Consider the following 17,386-nt stretch of genomic DNA (forward strand, 5'->3'; position numbering starts at 1 on the left):
TCGGGGCGGACCCGGCGGACCATCGCCGGCCCGAAGCATGGTGCCCGAGATTAGACCGCTCCAACGCAGTCCGTCAAGAACGACAACTGTTGGGTAACGATGTGGGCTCCGGGGCCGCTCGAGGGGTACTGGTCAGTCCACGTCGGAGGGGCTCCGGTCAGCGGCCGACCTCGCGTCGGTGGTGCTGGGCGGCCGCGAGGAGCTCGCGGGGTCGGTCGCTCGTGGTCTCGGCATCGTCGCGGGCGTGTTCGAGTCGCGTGACCTCGGCGGTGGCCTCGGCGAGCTGGCGTTCGAGGTCGGCCCGGCGGGCCTCGGCGGTCGCGAGGGCGTCCTCGGCCGCGTCGAGTGCGGCGTCGGCGTCGCGGGACTCCGTCCGTGCGGCCGTCTCGGCCTCGCGCGCTGCGCGGCGTTCGGCGGCCGGGTCGGTCTCGGGTGAGGAGTCCGGGGCAGGCTCGGGCTCGCGGTCCGGCGTACGGTCCGGCTCGCGGTCCGGCTTGCGGTCCCGCTTACGTTCGGGCTCGCGGTCGGGCTTCCGGGAGGCGCGGGTCGTCCCCGCCGCGCGTCTCCCCTCCGTGATGGGGATCGGCGCCGCGCCGCTGCCCGACCACGCATCGGGCACCGCATCCGGATCGGCGAGCGCCCCGTCGAGGTCCACGTCGTCGAACCCGGCGCTCTCGAGCGCGCGGACGAGGAGCCCGGAGCGCACCGCGGCACCGGCGTGCGGGTCCGCCATCGCGGCCTCGATCGTCGCCCGCACCTGGTCGAGCACGGCCGGCGTCACCGGGTGCCCGGCATCGGACGCGAGGTCGGCACCGGCCTGGGTGAGCGCGTCGACCACGCCCGCTCGCTGACGCCGGAGCTTCCGGATGACGGCCGGGTCGGCGTCCGCCTGTGCCTGCCGGATGGCGGGTCCGAGGTCGACGGCCTCGTCCAGTGCACCCTCGTGCGCCAGCAGGTCGATGACCCACGCGGCGGGCGCGGGCTTCCTGAGGCCGCCGATCGCCGTCGCGAGCGCACGGTCGTCCTTCCGGACCGCCCGCTGACGCGCGGTCCGCTCGGCGACGAAGTCCGCGGGCGCGACGAGGAGCAGTTCCCTCGCCACGTCCGCGAACCCCATGCGGCCCAGCTTGCCCGCTACCAGTCGTGGACGGTGCCGTCGGCGAGGCGGTTGAAGGGCAGGTACGCCTGCTCGTAGGGGTACTTGCCCGCTTCGTCGACGTCGAGCGAGACCCCGAGGCCCGGCTCGTCGCCGGGGTGCAGGTACCCGTCTGTGAAGGTGAAGGTCTGCCGGAACACCTGGTTCGTCTTCGGGCCGTGCTGCATGTACTCCTGGATGCCGAAGTTGTGGATCGCCAGCCCGAGGTGCATCTGCGCCGCGAGGCCCACCGGCGAGATGTCGGTCGGCCCGTGGAACCCGGACTTGATCTGGTACATCGCGGCGTAGTCCATCGTCTTCTTCAGCGGGGAGATGCCGCCCATGTGGGTCACGGCGCCGCGGACGTAGTCGATGAGCTGGTCGCGGATGATGTCCTTGAAGTCCCAGATCGTGTTGAAGACCTCGCCGATCGCGAGCGGCGTCGTGGTGTGCTGCCGGACGAGCTTCAGGGCCTCTTGGTTCTCGGCCGGGGTGCAGTCCTCGAGCCAGAACAGGTCGTAGGGCTCGAGCGACTTGCCGAGCTTCGCCGCCTGCAGCGGGGTCATCCGGTGGTGGCCGTCGTGCAGCAGGGGCAGTTCGGGGCCGAACTCGTTCCGGACGGCCTCGAACACGGTGGGCACGTGGCGCAGGTACGCCCGGGTGTCCCAGTCCTCCATCGCCGGGAACGCACCGCGCTGCGCGGGCTCGAAGTCGTAGCGGACGCCCTCGTTCCCCGTCGTCGTCTTGTTCGACGCGATGCCGTAGATCGACTCGAGGCCGGGGACGCCCGTCTGCACGCGGATCGAGCGGTAGCCCTCGGACTGGTGCTCACGGATGGAGTCGAACAGCTCCGGCAGCTCCTTGCCCGAGGCGTGGCCGTACGCCATCAGCCCGGTCCGGGAGGCGCCGCCGAGCAGCTGGTACACGGGCATCCCCGCGACCTTGCCCTTGATGTCCCAGAGCGCCATGTCCACCGCGGCGATCGCGGCCATGGTGACCGGACCCCGCCGCCAGTACGACGAGCGGTAGAGGAACTGCCAGGCGTCCTCGATCCGGCTCGCGTCGCGGCCGACCAGCAGCGGCACGACGTGCTCGGACAGGTAGGTGGCGACGGCGAGCTCACGACCGTTCAGGGTGGCGTCGCCCAGACCGGTGACGCCGTCGGCGGTGGTGAGCTTCAGCGTCACGAAGTTGCGGTTCGGGCTCGTGACGATGACCTCGGCGCGGTCGATCAGTTGCCCACGGTCGGCCGACGCCCACGTGTCCGGACGTCCGGCGGTCGGGTCGGTCGCCGCGCCGGCGTCGGTCGCACCCGGCACCGGGGCCGCGGGGTTCGTCGTGGTGTCGGTCATGCGTGGACTCCTTCGTCGGTTCTCGTGCGCTCCGCGGTGTCCCGCGCGGCACGGATGCGGTCGGCCGCGGCGGTGATCGCCGCGACGACGGGGGTGGTGTCGAGGTCGGGGGCGATGACGCGCAGCACGTCGTGCGCGTCCGAGTCTGCCCCGGGGGCTCCGTCGTCGCTCACCAGGTCGGGCTGCTCGGTCAGGTGCAGCCACCACGCCGCGATGGCGGTCGCGGCACCGGGACCGATGCCCGCGGACGGGTCGCGGTCCAGCCGGTGCCGGAGCACGTCGACCACGCGGACGGGGAGCTTCTCGGAGCCGCCGGCGGCGATCTGCCGGAGGGTGTGCCGGATCCGGGGGTTCGCGAACCGGTCGACCAGGGCGTCGCGTGCCGCGGCGACCTCGGCCGCGGGCAGCGGGAGTTCGACCGCCGCTTCGTCCCAGAGCTGCTCGACGGCCGCCCGGCAGACGGGGTCGCCCATCGCTGCCGCGACCGTCTCGTGGCCGAGCTGCAGGCCGAGGTACGCCAGCAGTGAGTGCGACCCGTTCAGGAGCCAGAGCTTCCGCTGCTCGTACGGGGTGACGTCGTCGACGATGCGGACGCCGGCGGTCTCCCACGCCGGACGGTCGATCCCCGCGAAGCCGTCCTCGAGCACCCACTCCGCGAAGGGTTCGGTGACCACGGGCACCCGGTCGCCGTCGAGCGCACCGGGGAGCTCCGCCAGTGCCGCCACGTCGTCGTCGGTCGTGGCCGGGGTGATCCGGTCGACCATCGACGAGGGGAACGAGACGTTCGCGTCGACCCAGTCCTGCAGCGCCGGGTCGGACACGGCGGACGTCACCGCGTCACGGAGCACGTCGCCGTTGTGGGTCAGGTTGTCGAGGCTCACGAGCGCGATGCGCCCCGACCCCGCGGCGCGGCGGGCTTCGAGCCCCTCGACCAGGCGGGCCGGGACGTCGGAACCGGACCGGTAGCCCTGCTCGGTGACCGTCAGCGTGACGACGGTGGTCGCCGGGGACGCGACCACGTGCCTCCAGGTCGAGGAGTCGCTGCCCGGGTGGGCGGCCACGATCGTGTCGACCACCTCGGCGTCGTCGCCCGAGGCGGCCCGGGTGACGAGCGTGTACCGGCATCCCTGGGCGTCCAGCGCGTCGGCCGTGTCCGGCGAGCGTCCGGTGAAGGCGGTGATGCCCCACGGCTCGCCGTCGGCGTGCGCCGTGTACCAGGCGAGGTGGGCGCGCGCGAACGCACCCACCCCGAGGTGCACGATGCCGGGTCGGCGATCGGTCATGCCGACACCGGTACGAGGGACCGCAGGTACGCCAGGTTGTCGGCGGTGCGGGCCTCGAGCGGGAGGTCGGTGGAGAAGTCCTCGATCGTGACCCAGCCGTCGTAGCCGACCTGGCGGAGCGCGTCGAGGTACTCGGAGACGGACGCCTGGCCGGTGCGCAGCGGTGCCCACTCGTTCTGCCAGACCGTGCTGCCGTCGGCCCGGGTGTCGCCGGTGTCGACCCAGCGGGCGTTCTTCACGTGCGCGTGGGCCAGGTACGGGCCGAGGAGCTCGAACGCGGCGAGGTGGTCCTCGTGGCCCTCGATCACGAGGTTGCCGAGGTCGTGGATGACGCCGATGTGCTCCGGGTCGAGGCCGTCGACGAGCCGCAGCGCCGCCGAGGCCGAGGGCGTGATCGTCATGTGGTGCAGCTCGACGAGCGCCTTCACGCCCAGCTCCGTCGCACGGGAGACGGCCCACTCGAGGTCCGCCCGGGTGCGGTCGAAGATCTGCGTGTAGGTCTCGCCGGTGCGCTCCTTCTCCTGCCGGTACATCGGCATCGAGACGCGGACCTGGCGGGCGCCGAGCTCGCTCGTGACGCGGAGCATGGTGTCGACGCCGTCACGGTTCGACGCCTGCTGGTACCCGCCGATGCCGGAGTACTCCAGCCCGGCGGCGTCGGTGGTGCGGGCGATCTCGCCGACCTGGTCCTCGATGCCGGTGAACTGCCACGTGGAGTCGTTGCCGGCCCAGAACGAGCGCCCGGCGGGCACGGCCTCGCCGGAGGCCGGACGGTCGTCGACGATGCGCCACTCGATGCCGTCCCAGCCCTGCTCGGCGAGCGTCTGCGCGGCCTGTGACGGGGTCCAGTCGGGGGTGGAGGCGGTGAACACGGAGAACTTCATCGGGTGGCTCCTTCTGCTGCGTGTGCGCCGACGACGGGGACGACGTCGTCGTACGCGCCCTCGATCACGTCGTCGATCCGGACGGGCTTGCCGAGCGTCGCGCTGACGTAGAGGCCGCGGACGGTGGCGAGGGACACGAGGGCCGCGTCGACCGTGACGCCGGGTTCGCGGCCGTCGCGGATCGCCTCGACGATGTCGGTGTACTGCCGGGCGTGACCGGCGGCGAAGTGGTCGGGTTCGGCCGGACCGCCGACGACGTGCTCCGGCGGGACGACCTCGTCCTTCTGGTCGACCGCACCGGCGACCGCCGTGGCGTTCGCGGTGGTGGACGCGGACTCGAGCGTCGCCGCGTCGGGGGCGATGTGGAAGTACGCCAGGCGGTCGTCGTCGACGATCGCGGACCCGTGCGTGCCGTAGACGGCGTACCGGGCGGAGAGGCCCGGGTACGCGGCGGTCGTGCAGTGGATGACGCCGAGCGCTCCCCCGGCGAACCGGACGGTGGCGACCGCGGTGTCCTCGACCTCGATCCGGTCGTGCGCGAGCAGGCCGGTCTGCGCCGAGATCTCGACCGGACGTCCGAGCGCCCAGACGAGCAGGTCGACGGTGTGCACGCCCTGGTTCATCACCGCGCCGCCGCCGTCGAGCGCCCAGGTGCCGCGCCAGTCGCCGGAGTCGTAGTAGCCCTGCGAGCGGTACCAGGCGACGCTCGCGAGGCCGGAGGTCACGGTGCCGAACCCGCCGTCGTGGGCGGCTGCTGCGACGGCGGCGGAGGCCGGGTCGAAGCGGTGCTGGCTGATGACGCTCGTCACCAGTCCGCGCGCTCGTGCGGAGGCGGCGAGGGCGGCGATCTGCCGTGCGCGGGGCATCGTGGTGTCGAGGGGCTTCTCGATGACGACGTGCTTGCCGGCGGCGAGGGCGGCCTCGGCCAGCTGGACGTGCATGCCGGACGGCGAGCAGATCGCGACGACGTCGATGTCGGTCTGCGCGATCGCTTCCTCGATGGTCGACGTCGTGATGGGGCGGGTGACGCCCATCGCCTCGATCTCGTCGGCGGCGCTCGTGGCCGCTGCGGGGATCGCGTCGACGAGGGCGACGACCTGCAGGTCCGGGTGGTGGACGGCGACCTTGGCGTGGTGGCGTCCGATGACGCCGGCGCCGACGACGGCGAGCTTGAGCGGGGTGGGTTCGGTCATCGCAGGGTGACTCCGATCTGGTCGGTGAGCTTCCGGAGGGCACGACCGGCGCGGCCGAACGCCGCGGGGCCGGAGAACCCGCCGAGGTGGGTGAAGTCGCTGAGGTGCGGCTCGAGCGAGGCGTAGCCGGAGTACCCGGCGTCGCGCAGCGCGGTGAGGGTCTGCAGCAGTTCGCCGTCGCCCTCACCCGCGGGGACCACCGACGAGTCGGCGGCGAGGGCGTCCTTGACCTGCAGGTAGTCGACGTACGGCGCGAGCTGCGCCCATCCGTCGGTGAACGGCTTGACGCCGCACTGCACGTAGTTCGCGTTGTCCCAGGCGAGGCGGAGCGCGGGCGAGTCGACGCTCTCGACGATGTCGAGCACGCGCGAGGGGACGTCGCCGTAGATGTCCTTCTCGTTCTCGTGCAGCAGCGTCACGCCCTCGCGCTCGGCGAGGTCGGCCAGGGCCCGCATCCGCACGAGGACGTCGTCGCGGACGTCCTCGGGCTGCCGCCCCTCGAAGTAGAACGAGAAGATCCGGATGTTCGTGGTGCCGAGGGCGTGCGCGGCGGCGATCGCGCGGCCGAGTCGACCGACCTCGTGCTCGACGGGCTCGTCGACCGACACCTTGCCGATCGGCGAGGCGATGGCGGACACGGTCTGCCCGCGTTCCTCGAACAGGCGGTGCAGGCCGGCGAGCTGGTCCTCGTCGAGGTCGACGACGTTCACCCCCCACGCGCTGCGGACCTCGATGGCGCTGGCGCCGAGCGCCTGCAGCACCGCGACCTGGATCGCCGGATCGGCGTCGATCTCGTCGCCGAAACCGGAGAGTTCCCAACTGGGCTGGGTCATTGCATTCCCTTCATGCGACCAGCCTGGAGGCGCGGGGCGGGCTGGCACCGCGCCTCCAGGCAGTCTGTGGACAAGTCGGCAGACTGCACAGCGCTACTTGACGGAGCCGGCGGTGAGACCGCCGACCAGGTAGCGCTGGAAGATCAGGTAGAGCGCCACGACCGGGACCGCACAGACGATCGAGGCGGCCATCATCTGGCCGTAGATCGGGACGGCGCCGCCCTCCTGCGTGGTGCCGAGGACCTGCAGGACGACCGCCACCGTGCGGGTGTTGGGGGTGGTCATGATCGTCGAGAACAGGACGTCGTTCCAGCCGAGCAGGAAGGCGAAGATCGCCGACACGACGATGCCGGGCCACGAGAGCGGCAGGACGATCTTCGTGAGGATCTTGGTGCTGGACGCGCCGTCGATGCGGGCGGCCTCCTCGAGTTCCTTCGGCAGGCCGCGCAGGTACGTGACCATCACCCACGTCGAGAACGGCAGGGCGAACGTCAGGTACGTGACGAACAGTCCCCAGCGGGTGCCGATGATCTGCACGCCGGTGGCGCTCGCGATGTTCGAGAACACCACGAACACGGGCAGGAGCAGGAGCGTGCCGGGGATCGACTGCAGCGCGAGCAGGCCGCGGAGGAACGTCAGGCGTCCGAGGAAGCGGAACCGGACCAGCACGTACGCGGTGGAGACGGCGAGCGCCGCACTGGCGACGGCGACGGCACCGGCGGTGAGCATCGAGTTCACGAGCCCCTCGCCGAGTGCGACCGTCGACCAGATGTCCACGTAGTTCGCGAGCGTGAACTCCGAGGGGAAGTACTCGCCCCGGGCCACCGCGACGTCGGAGTTGACCGACCCGAACAGGATGTAGAGCACGGGGACGGCGATGAACGCGATGATCACCGCGATCACGAGGATGAGCAGCCAGCGCGGCAGGAGCCGGGTGACGTCGGTGTCGTACGGGCGCTTGTGCCGACGGCCGCGGTCGCCGGCGGTGATGCTCTCGGTCAGCGTCGCCGTGGGGCGGGTCCGCGTGGAGGTGGTGAAGGCGCTCATGCTCGGGCTCCGTCGATGTCGGCGGCAGCGGCCGGGGTCGCTGCCGCGAGGGTGCGCCGGTCGGCACGACGCTGCTTGCGGTTGGGGCCCGCGTCGTCACCGGTGTCGAGCTTCACGGCCCGCAGGTAGACGAACAGCGGGATCGCGACGATCACGAGGGAGCAGATCGCCATCGCCGCGGACAGGCCGAAGCGGAACGACTGGAAGCTCGCGATGTAGGTGAGGACGGGCATGACCTCGACGCTCGACGGCAGTGGGATGCCGAACAGCACGAACGGGAGGGTGAAGTTGTTGATGTTGTGCAGGATCGCGATGATCACCGCGAGGCTCAGGGGTCCGCGCAGGTACGGGAAGATGATGTAGCGGAGCTTCGCCCACCAGGTCACCCCGTCGAGTGCGGCGGCCTCGTGCACCTCGTTGTCGACCGCCTGCAGTCCGGCGAGGGAGAGCAGGTAGACGAAGGGCCAGCTCGTCCAGATCATCACGCCGGCGAGCGCCCAGTACGACGCGGAGCCGTTCAACCAGAGCACGTCGGTGTGCAGGATCGAGTTCACGACGCCCTGCGGCTGGAGCATCGTCCGGAAGAACGTGCCGACGACGAAGGCGGGGAGCACGTACGGGATGAGGTAGATCGACCGGACGAGTCCGCGACCGGGGAACCGGTTCTGCGTCGAGATCGCCGCGGCGACGCCGATCGGGACGGTGACCGCGGTGACGAGCACCGAGATGGACACCGAGATCCAGATCGAGTGGAGCAGGGGCGAGTCCGTGAACGCCTCGGCGAAGTTCGCGAACCCGACGAACGGGGCGCTGAACCACTGGCGGAGCGTGTACTGGTCGAGGTCGAGCATCGCGATGTAGAAGCCCACGAGGAGCGGCACCACGATGACGGCGAGCATGAGGACGCCGCCTGGGAGGAGCATCCAGAGGGGACGCTCCCGCTTGTAGAGCGGGGTCGTGCCGTGCGGACGGACCTCGCGGTCCCGCGGCTCGGTCGCGCGCGGCGCGGGGGTCTGGACCTGCGTCATCACAGGCCTCCGTTCTTCTGCCGGTCGAGCGTGGACTGGGCGTCCTTCTGGGCGTCCTGCAGACGCTTCCGGAGCTGGTCGTCGGTGACCTCACCGCTCTTGAGCGACGGGATGGACTGCACGACGACGTCCACGAGGGAGAGTTGGATGTCCGACCAGGCACCGGTGAAGGCGGTCGGCTTCGAGAGCTTGCCGGCGTCGATGATCGGCTTGAGCTGGGGGTTCGCCGCCGCGAGTTCGGCCGCGGCGTCGGAGTTCGTCGGCAGGTTGCCGAAGAGCTTGTAGTACTCGAGCTGCGCCTTGGGCGTGCTGAGCTGCTTGATGAAGTCGAACGACAGGTCCTGCTTCTTGCCGTAGTCGGCCACGACCCAGTTGTCGCCGGAGAGGATGCTCGCCGCCTCGATGCCGCCGGACGGACGCGACGTCGCTCCCGGGGGCACCGTCGGCAGGAGAGCGAACTCGTACTTGCCGTCGACGGGGGTGTTCTTGAACGAGTTGATCGCGGTGGTGGTCGTCATCGGGAAGAACGCCGCCTTGCCCTCGGTGAACTGCGCGAGGGCCTGGGCGTTGTTCCACCCGATCGCGGCCTTGTCGACGACGCCGTCCTTGGTGACCCAGTCGAAGTAGGTGCGGTAGGCGTTCTCGACGGCCTTGGAGTCGATCTCCGCCTTGCCGTCCTTCGAGACGATCGTGTTGCCGGCGTTCTGCGCCATGCCCCAGACGAACTTCCACGGGTCGAAGCCGTCGGCGTAGGCGATCGCCAGGCCGTGCCGGCCGCCCGTGGTGGTGGCCTTGGCGTCCTCGGTCAGCTGGTCCCAGGTCGTGGGCATCTCCGTGATCCCCGCGTCGGCGAGCAGGTCCTTGTTCACCGCCATCACGAACGGTCGGCTGGCGAACGGGATACCGATCTGCTTCGAGGTGCTCGGTCCGGAGATCCCGAAGGACGCGGGGTCGAACTGGTCCTTGCCCCCGACGGCCTTCCACTCCTTCGAGCCCATCTCGACGAAGGCGCCGGTGGCGTACGCGGTCGGCGTGAACGTGCTGCCGATCGCGTACACGTCCGGACCCTGCCCGGAGATGACGCTGGTCTGGATGGCGGTGAGCTCCTCCTGGGCGGACGAGTACGTCTCCCACTGGACGTTCGCACCGGTGGTGCGCTTGAACTCAGCGGCGACGTCCTGCTGCCACTGCTTGCGTTCCTTGGGGTAGGTGGTGTCCGCGCCCATCATGACGCGGAGGGTGTTCGGGTCGTCGCCGCTGCCGTTCACCACGGCGCATCCCTGGAGGGACAGCGCGGCGAGGGCGACCACGGCCGCGGCACCGATCACGGTGCGGGCATGAAGTCTTCGCGTGTTCACGGGGGTTTCCTCCTCGAGACCTCCTCCGGGCGGCACTGCCCGGTCGATCCACTGTCCCGCGGTTGGCAACATGCGGCAATCGGTTGCCACTTGTTGCCAGACCGGTTTACGTTCGCTGCACCGGCGCACCGAGGCACCGGCAGACCGCACCGGCGCACCGACGCGCAGGCCGGACGACGGAGGAACCGTGACCGACACCGACACCGCCCGGCGGGTGACCATCCGCGACATCGCCGACGCCACCGGTGTGGCGCCGTCCACGGTGTCCCGGGCGCTCTCCCTGCCCGACCGTGTGAACCAGGCGACGCAGCAGCGCATCCAGCAGGCGGCCCGGGAACTCGGCTACGTCCCGAACTCGCAGGCCCGGGCGCTCACGTCCGGCCGGACCCGCGCGGTCGCCGTGCTCGTGTCCGACATCACGAACCCCTTCTACTTCGACGTCATCCGCGGGACGCAGCACCAGCTCGCCGGTGCCGGGTGGACGCAGCTCCTCGTCGACACCGAGGAGTCCGCCGACGCCGAGATGGCCGCCCTCAGCGCGATCGCCGGGAAGGCCGACGGGGCCGTGCTCACCGCGTCGCGACTGTCCGACGCGCAGATCGCCCGGTTCGCCGAACGCACCCCGCTCGTCGTGGTGAACCGCCGGCCCGCCGGGGTCCCCTCCGTGCTGATCGACACCCCCGGCGGGGTCGAGCAGGCCGTGCAGCACCTGGTGTCCCTCGGCCACCGGGACATCCTCTACGTCGCCGGCCCGGACAGCTCGTGGTCGAACGAACGCCGGTGGAAGGCCCTCGTCCGCGTCGCCAAGCGCCTCGGCGTGCGGGTCGGCCGCGCCGGGCCGCACGCGCCGTTCGTCGATTCCGGAGCAGCGGCCGCCGACGCCGCCGTGCACGCCGGTGCCACCGCCTGCATCGCGTTCAACGACCTCATCGCGATCGGCATGCTCGCCAGACTCCGGGAGCGGGGCGTCCGCGTCCCCGAGGACATGAGCATCGTCGGCTGCGACGACATCTTCGGCGCGGACTTCTGCAACCCACCGCTCACCACGATGACGTCGCCGATCGAGCGCGCCGGCCGGGTCGCGATCCGGATGCTCCTCGGACGGCTCGGCGCGATCCCCGCCGACGAACTGCCCGGCGAGCACATGAGCGGCGCGGTCGCGCTGCCGACCCACCTCACCGTCCGCGAGTCCACCGGTCCCGCACCCGTCCCCCACGCGTCATGAAGGAGTCGACGATGACCCAGACCACCACCGCCACACCGCTCGCCCCGCACCCGGACCGGCTCTTCGCAGCCGACCCGGGAGCGCGAGCGGTCGCCCGCACGGTCTACGACGCCGTCAAGGACGCGCCGATCATCTCCCCCCACGGGCACGTCGACGCCGCCCTCATCGCGGACGACCAGCCCTTCGAGGACCCCGCGTCGCTGCTCATCACGCCGGACCACTACGTCCTGCGGCTCCTGCACGCGAACGGTGTCGGACTGGAGGCGCTGGGTCGCGTCGACCTGTCGGGAACCGGCACCGTGCCTCCAGGACGATCCATCTGGCGGAACCTGGCCGAGCACTGGGACGACTTCCTCGGCACCCCCGTCCGCTACTGGTTCGAGACGGAGCTGCACGACGTCTTCGGACTGACGGAACAGCCGTCGGCCGCGAACGCGGACGCCCAGTACGACCACATCGCCGAGCTCCTCACCACGTCCGCGTTCCGTCCGCGCGCCCTGTTCGACGCCTTCGGCATCGAGGTCCTCGCGACCACGGACGCGCCCACCGCCGACCTCGCCGCGCACGCGCGGCTCGCCGCCGACCCCACCTTCACCGGCCGGGTGGTCCCCACGTTCCGCGCGGACGCCGTGTTCGACCCGTCGGGGTCGGACTGGAGGCACGTGGTCGCGTCGATCGGTGAGGCCGCCGGCATCGACACGGGAACCCACGACGGGCTGTTGGCGGCTCTGCGCGCACGTCGCCAGTACTTCATCCAGCACGGTGCCACCGCCACGGACACCGGGGTCCTCGACGCCGGGTCCACGCCGCTGTCGGCCTCGGAGCGCTCGCGGATCCACACGGCCGCGATGCAGGGTCCGTCCGCTGTGACCGCGTCGGAGGCCGTCGCGTACCGGCACGACATGCTCTACCGGTGGGCCGAGATGAGCGTCGAGGACGGTCTCGTCATGCAGCTCCACCCCGGTGTGCTGCGGAACCACCACGCCCCCACGCTCGAGCGCTTCGGGCCGGACACCGGGCACGACCTGCCCGCGGTCGGGTCCTTCACCGAACCGCTGCGGCCGCTGCTCGAGTCGTTCGGGACCGCGCCGGGGTTCCACCTCGTGCTCTTCACCGTCGACGAGACCGTGTTCTCGCGCGAGATCGGCCCGCTCGCCGGCTTCTACCCCGCCGTGTACGCCGGCGCTCCCTGGTGGTTCATCGACACGCCCGCGGCGATCGGCCGGTACCGGGCGGCCATCACCGACTCGGCGTCGTTCACGAAGACCTCGGGGTTCATCGACGACACCCGGGCGTACTGCTCGATCCCGGCGCGGCACGACATGGCTCGCCGAGCGGACGCGGCCTACCTGGCGTCGCTCGTGGTCACGCACGAGCTGTCCGAGGAGGACGCGGTACGGACGGCGCGTCGGATCGTGTCGGACATCCCGAGGGCGACGTTCAAGCTCTGAGGCGCTTGCGCACGAGCACGCGGGGGAAGCCGTTCAGGACGGACGTCGTGTCCGCCGCGTGCTCGAAGCCGGCGTGCTCGAACAGTGCGCGGGTCCCGGCGTACGCCATCGTCAGGTCGACCCGCTCGCCGCGGTTGTCGACGGGGTAGCCCTCCACCGTGCGGGCGCCGTGCTCGCGGGCGAAGTCGACCGCGCCCGCCAGGAGCGCGTGCGAGATGCCCTCGCCCCGGTGGCCCGGCCGCACCCGGATGCACCAGACGCTCCACACGCTCCGGTCGCCCGGGTCGTCGAGGTGCGGGATCTTCCGGTTCCGCGCGAACGTGGTGTCCGGACGGGGGTGCACCGCTGCCCACCCGACGACCTCGTCGCCGTCGTACGCCAGGACCCCGGGCGGCAGGTCCTCGTCGAGGAGCACCCGGACGCGATCTCCACGGGCCGTGCCGCTGAGGGCCTGGTTCTCCTTCGCCGGGATCCGGTAGCTCAGGCACCAGCACACGTTCGCGTCCGGACGCTTCGGACCGACCATGGTGCGGACGTCGTCGAAGGACGTCGCGGGACGCACCTCGATCGTCATGCCACGAGCATGGCACCGGTTCGTCGGAGGAGTTCGAGCGATCGACCGATCTCCTGTTCGGCGGTCGCGGTGTCCGGGGACCAGTTGCACTCCAGCGAGACCGAGCCGCGGTAGCCGCCGTCGTGCACGGCCGCGAGGAAGTCACGCCAGACGTCGTCGCCGCCGTCGGCACCGAGCGGGCGACGGTCGCGGTCGCTGACGTGCACGTGGCCGATGCGGGCGCCGTGCTCCCGGAGGACGTCGAGCGACTCCCCCTCGTTCCGGATGTGGAACAGGTCGGCGACGACGTCCACCCCGTCGACCGCCGTGTCGTCCAAGAACCGGACGGCCTCGGCGACGGAGTGCAGGACGTTCGTCTCCGAGCGGCTCAGCGGCTCGAGCACGATGCGGAGGTCGTTCGCCGCGGCGGTGTCCCGGGCCGTGCGGAGCACCTCGGCGAAGCGACGGTGGGCCTCGGTCTCGGGCATGCCGTCGGGTGCCGTGCGGGCGGTCCCCGAGCCGAACACGATCTTCGCGCCCGGCTCGGCGACGGAGTGGACGATCGGGAGGACGGCCTCGAAGTAGTCCCGGACCGCGTCGGGGTCGGCGGTCAGCAGCGGGAGGTCACCGGGGACGAGGATCGCGAAGGACGGGAAGCGGTCGCCTGCGTAGCCGTCGTCGAGCACCCAGCCACCGCCGTGGTCGTGGCCGCCGCCGTCGCCGTTCGGCCGGATCGCCAGGTTGCCGGCGATCGTCGGCTCCACGTGGTCGGCGCCCGCGCGACGGACGGCCTCGGTCAGTGCTGCTCCGGCGACGACGCCGAATCCGGTGAACGACATGGGGTCCATGCAACTCGGGGTGCGGCGGTCCGGCAGTCGTTGCCGTCCGTTGCCACGGGTCCGGTCAGTGCCGTTCGACGTCGACCGGATCGGCTCGGCGCGGGCGTCCGAGGTGTTCGAGGGGTTCGCTGCGCGGTCTTCGAAGTCACGGTGGCAGCGGAGCGGGCGGTCACGGGCGCCAGCCCGGGGTCACGAGGCCGGTCTCGTAGGCGAAGACGACGAGCTGGGCACGATCGCGGGCACCGAGCTTGATCATCGCCCGGGAGACGTGGGTCTTCGTGGTCATCGGGCTGACGAAGAGGTGCTGGGCGATCTCGGCGTTCGTCATGCCGACGGCGACGAGCTGCATGACCTGACGCTCGCGGTCGGTCAGGACGCCCAGCTCCGGCGCGAGGGACGACGGCTTCGCGTGGGTGGCGTACGCCTCGACCAGGGAACGGGTCGCCCGGGGCGAGAGCAGGGACTCCCCCGCGACGACGGTCCGGATCGCCCGGAGGAGTTCGGCCGGTTCGGTGTCCTTCACGAGGAATCCGGCAGCGCCACCGCGGATCGCCTCGAACACGTAGTCGTCTTCCTCGAACGTGGTGAGGATGACCACGTGCACGCCCCCGAGTTCGGGGTCGGCCGAGATCCGTTGCGTCGCCGCGAGCCCGTCGGTGCCCGGCATCCGGATGTCCATGAGGACGACGTCGGGGCGTTCCCGCCGTGCGACGTCCACCGCGGCGTCACCGTCACCCGCCTCGCCGACGACGGTCATGCCGGGTTCGGCGTCGACGAGTGCGCGGAGCCCGGCGCGGACGAGCACCTGGTCGTCGACGAGGAGCACGCGGATCGGGTCCGGGGCGATGCTGGCCGTGGTCATCGGGCGTCCTCGGGGTCGGTGCCGACCACCGGGAGGCGCGCTGCCACCCGCCAGCCGCCGTCGGTCGTCGGTCCGGCGGACAGGGTGCCGTCGACGGCGTTCGCACGTTCGCGCATCCCGATGATCCCGTTGCCGGTCGGGGCGAGCGGCTCGGTGGAGCCGACGTCGGCCACCCGCGGCTGGGACGGGCGGTCGGCGACGACCAGGTCCACGACGTCCGGGCCGATCGAGATCGTCACGTCGGCCCGGTGTCCGGGGGCGTGCTTCATGACGTTCGTCACCGACTCTTGCACGATGCGGAACGCGTTCCGGTCCGTGATGCCGTGCACCGCCGATCGGTCGCCGTCGACGGCCAGGGTGACGTCGACGCCCGCGGCACGCGCTCGTTCCACCAGGTCGGCGACGCGGTCGAGGCCGGCGGTCGGGGCGCGCTCCGCCCCCTCGCGGTCGGGCGCTCCGTCGACCGAGCGGAGCACGCCGAGGATCGTGCGGAGTTCGACGAGGGCCTCGCGGCTGGAGTCGCGGATGTTCGCGAGGGAGTCCCGCGTCTGGTCCGGGAGGTCGGCGCCGAGGTGGAGGGCGACCCCTGCCTGGAGGTTGATGAGGGACATGCTGTGGGCGACCGAGTCGTGGAGCTCGCGAGCGATCCGCACCCGCTCGTCGGCGGCACGGCGCCGGTCGGCCTCGGCGCGCTGACGACGGCGTTCCGCGACCCGTTCGAGCCGAACCCGGACGAGTTCGGACACGGCGATGGTCACGGTGGCCCAGGCGATGCAGAGCAGCACGGCGCTGAGGTCGAGCACGGACGAGCGGCCGAGGACGGCATCGGCGGTCGGGAGCACGACGACGGCGAGCGCCGCCGAGGCGACGACCCACCAGCGGTGTCCGCGGAGCCAGGCGTTGGCGAGCGCCATCGTCAGCGCGGCGACGAACGGCCCGCGCGGACTCACGACGAGGGCGTACCCGATCGTGGTCGCGAGGGTCAGGAGCAGCACCGACCGTGGCCACCGCCAGCGCCACGGGAGCACCACGACGCCGGCCACGAGGAACCCGATCGCGAGCGGGCCGAGGTGCACCGGGTCGACCGCACCGGTGAACGCGTGCCGTGCCCAGGGTGGGCCGGCCGAGCCCGTCCCGACACCGGGTCCGACCAGCACGCGCGATGCGAGCAGCGTCCCGACGATCTGCAGGAACGCCACCGGCAGGACCCGACCGACCCGGGCGAAGCGACGGCGCCCGACCCAGCGGGTGTCGTCGCTCGCCCGGTCGGCGAGGGTCGGGGTGGTGTCCATGGCTCGAGCCTAGGGTCGGCTCCCGCCCGCGGCATCGGGCGTGCGCACGACCTGTGGACTACTCCCGCGGGAGTAGTCGGGTGTGGAGGAGGACGTGCACTACGACTGCGGGAGCAGACGGAAGTGGGGCTGCGGGACGGACGCGCGCCGCGCCTCCTGGGCCGAGTCTTGGACGGTCGTGACAGCGACGCCGAACCGACCACAGGAGGTCACCATGCTCACCACCATCGCCGCCACCGCGCCCTACTGGCACGGCGGCGGGTTCCCGTTCCCCGTCTTCCCCGCGTTCTTCTTCGTCGCGTTCCTGGTCGTGTTCCTCGTGTTCGGCGTGCTCCGGCGCGGCAGCTGGCGGGCGCGGTCGGACGCCCGCTCGGTGCTCGCCGACCGGTTCGCCCGCGGCGACATCGACGCCGAGGAGTACCGGTCGCGGCTGTCCGAGCTCAGCCGGAAGTGACCGAGAGCGCGGAGAGGATCGCCGTCACCGTCTCGTCGACCGAGCCCTCGATCGACACGGTGACGGCGGCCTCGTCCGGTTGCGGTCGCTCGAGCGTCGCGAACTGCGAGTCGAGCAAGGAGCTCGGCATGTACTCGTGGTGACGGTGCGCCTGGCGGTCGGCGATCAGGTCGTGCGAGCCGTCGAGGAAGGCGATCACGAGGGTCGGCGCCGAGGCGCGGAGACGGTTGCGGTAGACACGCTTGAGCGCCGAGTTCGCCATCACGCAGCGGTGGCCGGAGTCCTCGACCTCGGCGATCCGCGCGGCGCAGGCGTCCAGCCAGGGCCAGCGGTCCTCATCCGTGAGCGGGATCCCCTGCCGCATCTTCTCCTTGTTCGCGGCGGGGTGCAGGTCGTCCGCGTCCACGAAGACCGTGGGCTGCCCCTCGGCGGCGAGGGCGTCGGCGAGGGCCTGCCCGATCGTCGACTTGCCGGAACCGGAGACCCCCATCACGAGCAGGGGCGGGAGGACAGCGCGCTCGGTCATTCCTCCACCGTATTGGGCCGGTGAACAGTCGTCCCCAGTTGCCGTAACACCCGGGCGGTCCCAGGCTGCGG

17 protein-coding genes are annotated in these 17,386 nt (G+C 71.6%); 3 read left to right on the top strand and 14 right to left on the bottom strand.

The window, feature by feature from the left end:
* Positions 1 to 157: 157 nt before the first annotated feature.
* The 9 genes from HWD93_RS00200 to HWD93_RS00240 form a co-directional block, all read right to left on the bottom strand.
* Positions 158 to 1,117: a hypothetical protein gene (locus HWD93_RS00200; protein ID WP_261645669.1), complete on the bottom strand. Its 960-nt coding sequence runs from the start codon at positions 1,115 to 1,117 to the stop codon at positions 158 to 160.
* A 17-nt stretch (positions 1,118 to 1,134) separates the two neighbouring features.
* Positions 1,135 to 2,487 carry a D-mannonate dehydratase ManD gene (gene manD / locus HWD93_RS00205; RefSeq protein WP_229086823.1) on the bottom strand — a complete coding sequence of 451 codons (1,353 nt, stop codon included), beginning with the start codon at positions 2,485 to 2,487 and terminating at the stop codon, positions 1,135 to 1,137.
* The gene (locus HWD93_RS00210) at positions 2,484 to 3,770 is read right to left on the bottom strand and encodes a mannitol dehydrogenase family protein (RefSeq protein WP_261645670.1); all 1,287 of its coding nucleotides are present in this window, start codon (positions 3,768 to 3,770) and stop codon (positions 2,484 to 2,486) included. Before HWD93_RS00210 ends, manD begins: the two co-directional genes overlap by 4 nt.
* Entirely contained in the window at positions 3,767 to 4,654 is an 888-nt protein-coding gene (locus HWD93_RS00215) for a sugar phosphate isomerase/epimerase (RefSeq protein ID WP_261645671.1), read from the bottom strand. The genes HWD93_RS00210 and HWD93_RS00215 overlap by 4 nt, the downstream gene beginning before the upstream one ends.
* Positions 4,651 to 5,847 carry a Gfo/Idh/MocA family protein gene (locus HWD93_RS00220; protein WP_071303149.1) on the bottom strand — a complete coding sequence of 399 codons (1,197 nt, stop codon included), beginning with the start codon at positions 5,845 to 5,847 and terminating at the stop codon, positions 4,651 to 4,653. The genes HWD93_RS00215 and HWD93_RS00220 overlap by 4 nt, the downstream gene beginning before the upstream one ends.
* Positions 5,844 to 6,680: a sugar phosphate isomerase/epimerase gene (locus HWD93_RS00225; RefSeq protein ID WP_261645672.1), complete on the bottom strand. Its 837-nt coding sequence runs from the start codon at positions 6,678 to 6,680 to the stop codon at positions 5,844 to 5,846. Before HWD93_RS00225 ends, HWD93_RS00220 begins: the two co-directional genes overlap by 4 nt.
* A 93-nt stretch (positions 6,681 to 6,773) precedes the next feature.
* Positions 6,774 to 7,727 (bottom strand): carbohydrate ABC transporter permease, encoded by a 954-nt coding sequence (locus HWD93_RS00230; RefSeq protein WP_071303147.1) that lies wholly within the window; start codon positions 7,725 to 7,727, stop codon positions 6,774 to 6,776.
* Positions 7,724 to 8,755 carry a carbohydrate ABC transporter permease gene (locus tag HWD93_RS00235; RefSeq protein WP_092384320.1) on the bottom strand — a complete coding sequence of 344 codons (1,032 nt, stop codon included), beginning with the start codon at positions 8,753 to 8,755 and terminating at the stop codon, positions 7,724 to 7,726. Before HWD93_RS00235 ends, HWD93_RS00230 begins: the two co-directional genes overlap by 4 nt.
* Complete coding sequence (locus HWD93_RS00240) at positions 8,755 to 10,113, bottom strand: extracellular solute-binding protein (RefSeq protein WP_229086828.1); 1,359 nt, start codon at positions 10,111 to 10,113, stop codon at positions 8,755 to 8,757. Before HWD93_RS00240 ends, HWD93_RS00235 begins: the two co-directional genes overlap by 1 nt.
* Positions 10,114 to 10,300: 187 nt before the next feature.
* On the opposite strand from HWD93_RS00240, the gene HWD93_RS00245 reads away from it, so the two are divergent.
* Both HWD93_RS00245 and uxaC read left to right on the top strand, forming a co-directional pair.
* The gene (locus tag HWD93_RS00245; protein ID WP_261645673.1) at positions 10,301 to 11,338 is read left to right on the top strand and encodes a LacI family DNA-binding transcriptional regulator; all 1,038 of its coding nucleotides are present in this window, start codon (positions 10,301 to 10,303) and stop codon (positions 11,336 to 11,338) included.
* Positions 11,339 to 11,349: 11 nt separating this feature from the next.
* Positions 11,350 to 12,789, top strand: coding sequence for a glucuronate isomerase (uxaC, locus tag HWD93_RS00250; protein ID WP_261645674.1), 1,440 nt, complete (start codon positions 11,350 to 11,352; stop codon positions 12,787 to 12,789).
* On the opposite strand, the gene HWD93_RS00255 is transcribed toward uxaC, so the two are convergent.
* The 4 genes from HWD93_RS00255 to HWD93_RS00270 form a co-directional block, all read right to left on the bottom strand.
* Positions 12,779 to 13,363 carry a GNAT family N-acetyltransferase gene (locus tag HWD93_RS00255; RefSeq protein ID WP_261645675.1) on the bottom strand — a complete coding sequence of 195 codons (585 nt, stop codon included), beginning with the start codon at positions 13,361 to 13,363 and terminating at the stop codon, positions 12,779 to 12,781. The two genes, uxaC and HWD93_RS00255, sit on opposite strands and share 11 nt — an antisense overlap.
* The gene (locus HWD93_RS00260) at positions 13,360 to 14,181 is read right to left on the bottom strand and encodes a sugar phosphate isomerase/epimerase (RefSeq protein WP_261645676.1); all 822 of its coding nucleotides are present in this window, start codon (positions 14,179 to 14,181) and stop codon (positions 13,360 to 13,362) included. The genes HWD93_RS00255 and HWD93_RS00260 overlap by 4 nt, the downstream gene beginning before the upstream one ends.
* Positions 14,182 to 14,350: 169 nt before the next feature.
* Complete coding sequence (locus HWD93_RS00265) at positions 14,351 to 15,043, bottom strand: response regulator transcription factor (RefSeq protein WP_261645677.1); 693 nt, start codon at positions 15,041 to 15,043, stop codon at positions 14,351 to 14,353.
* Positions 15,040 to 16,335 (bottom strand): histidine kinase, encoded by a 1,296-nt coding sequence (locus tag HWD93_RS00270; protein WP_261645678.1) that lies wholly within the window; start codon positions 16,333 to 16,335, stop codon positions 15,040 to 15,042. Before HWD93_RS00270 ends, HWD93_RS00265 begins: the two co-directional genes overlap by 4 nt.
* Positions 16,336 to 16,549: 214 nt before the next feature.
* On the opposite strand from HWD93_RS00270, the gene HWD93_RS00275 reads away from it, so the two are divergent.
* A complete protein-coding gene (locus HWD93_RS00275) occupies positions 16,550 to 16,789 on the top strand; it encodes a hypothetical protein (RefSeq protein ID WP_070416791.1) in 240 nt (79 codons plus the stop codon).
* Here the strand turns inward: HWD93_RS00275 and HWD93_RS00280 are convergent.
* Positions 16,776 to 17,315 carry a gluconokinase gene (locus HWD93_RS00280; RefSeq protein ID WP_261645679.1) on the bottom strand — a complete coding sequence of 180 codons (540 nt, stop codon included), beginning with the start codon at positions 17,313 to 17,315 and terminating at the stop codon, positions 16,776 to 16,778. The two genes, HWD93_RS00275 and HWD93_RS00280, sit on opposite strands and share 14 nt — an antisense overlap.
* Positions 17,316 to 17,386 lie beyond the last annotated feature (71 nt).

This window comes from Curtobacterium sp. C2H10 (assembly GCF_025407985.1).
Lineage (GTDB): Bacteria > Actinomycetota > Actinomycetes > Actinomycetales > Microbacteriaceae > Curtobacterium.

What these genes read in the sequence shown, in the direction of transcription:
- HWD93_RS00200 (WP_261645669.1), bottom strand. Translation starts at nt 1,117, where the DNA reads ATGGGGTTCGCGGACGTGGCGAGGGAACTGCTCCTCGTCGCGCCCGCG.
- manD (WP_229086823.1), bottom strand. Translation starts at nt 2,487, where the DNA reads ATGACCGACACCACGACGAACCCCGCGGCCCCGGTGCCGGGTGCGACC.
- HWD93_RS00210 (WP_261645670.1), bottom strand. Translation starts at nt 3,770, where the DNA reads ATGACCGATCGCCGACCCGGCATCGTGCACCTCGGGGTGGGTGCGTTC.
- HWD93_RS00215 (WP_261645671.1), bottom strand. Translation starts at nt 4,654, where the DNA reads ATGAAGTTCTCCGTGTTCACCGCCTCCACCCCCGACTGGACCCCGTCA.
- HWD93_RS00220 (WP_071303149.1), bottom strand. Translation starts at nt 5,847, where the DNA reads ATGACCGAACCCACCCCGCTCAAGCTCGCCGTCGTCGGCGCCGGCGTC.
- HWD93_RS00225 (WP_261645672.1), bottom strand. Translation starts at nt 6,680, where the DNA reads ATGACCCAGCCCAGTTGGGAACTCTCCGGTTTCGGCGACGAGATCGAC.
- HWD93_RS00230 (WP_071303147.1), bottom strand. Translation starts at nt 7,727, where the DNA reads ATGAGCGCCTTCACCACCTCCACGCGGACCCGCCCCACGGCGACGCTG.
- HWD93_RS00235 (WP_092384320.1), bottom strand. Translation starts at nt 8,755, where the DNA reads ATGACGCAGGTCCAGACCCCCGCGCCGCGCGCGACCGAGCCGCGGGAC.
- uxaC (WP_261645674.1), top strand. Translation starts at nt 11,350, where the DNA reads ATGACCCAGACCACCACCGCCACACCGCTCGCCCCGCACCCGGACCGG.
- HWD93_RS00255 (WP_261645675.1), bottom strand. Translation starts at nt 13,363, where the DNA reads ATGACGATCGAGGTGCGTCCCGCGACGTCCTTCGACGACGTCCGCACC.
- HWD93_RS00260 (WP_261645676.1), bottom strand. Translation starts at nt 14,181, where the DNA reads ATGTCGTTCACCGGATTCGGCGTCGTCGCCGGAGCAGCACTGACCGAG.
- HWD93_RS00265 (WP_261645677.1), bottom strand. Translation starts at nt 15,043, where the DNA reads ATGACCACGGCCAGCATCGCCCCGGACCCGATCCGCGTGCTCCTCGTC.
- HWD93_RS00270 (WP_261645678.1), bottom strand. Translation starts at nt 16,335, where the DNA reads ATGGACACCACCCCGACCCTCGCCGACCGGGCGAGCGACGACACCCGC.
- HWD93_RS00275 (WP_070416791.1), top strand. Translation starts at nt 16,550, where the DNA reads ATGCTCACCACCATCGCCGCCACCGCGCCCTACTGGCACGGCGGCGGG.
- HWD93_RS00280 (WP_261645679.1), bottom strand. Translation starts at nt 17,315, where the DNA reads ATGACCGAGCGCGCTGTCCTCCCGCCCCTGCTCGTGATGGGGGTCTCC.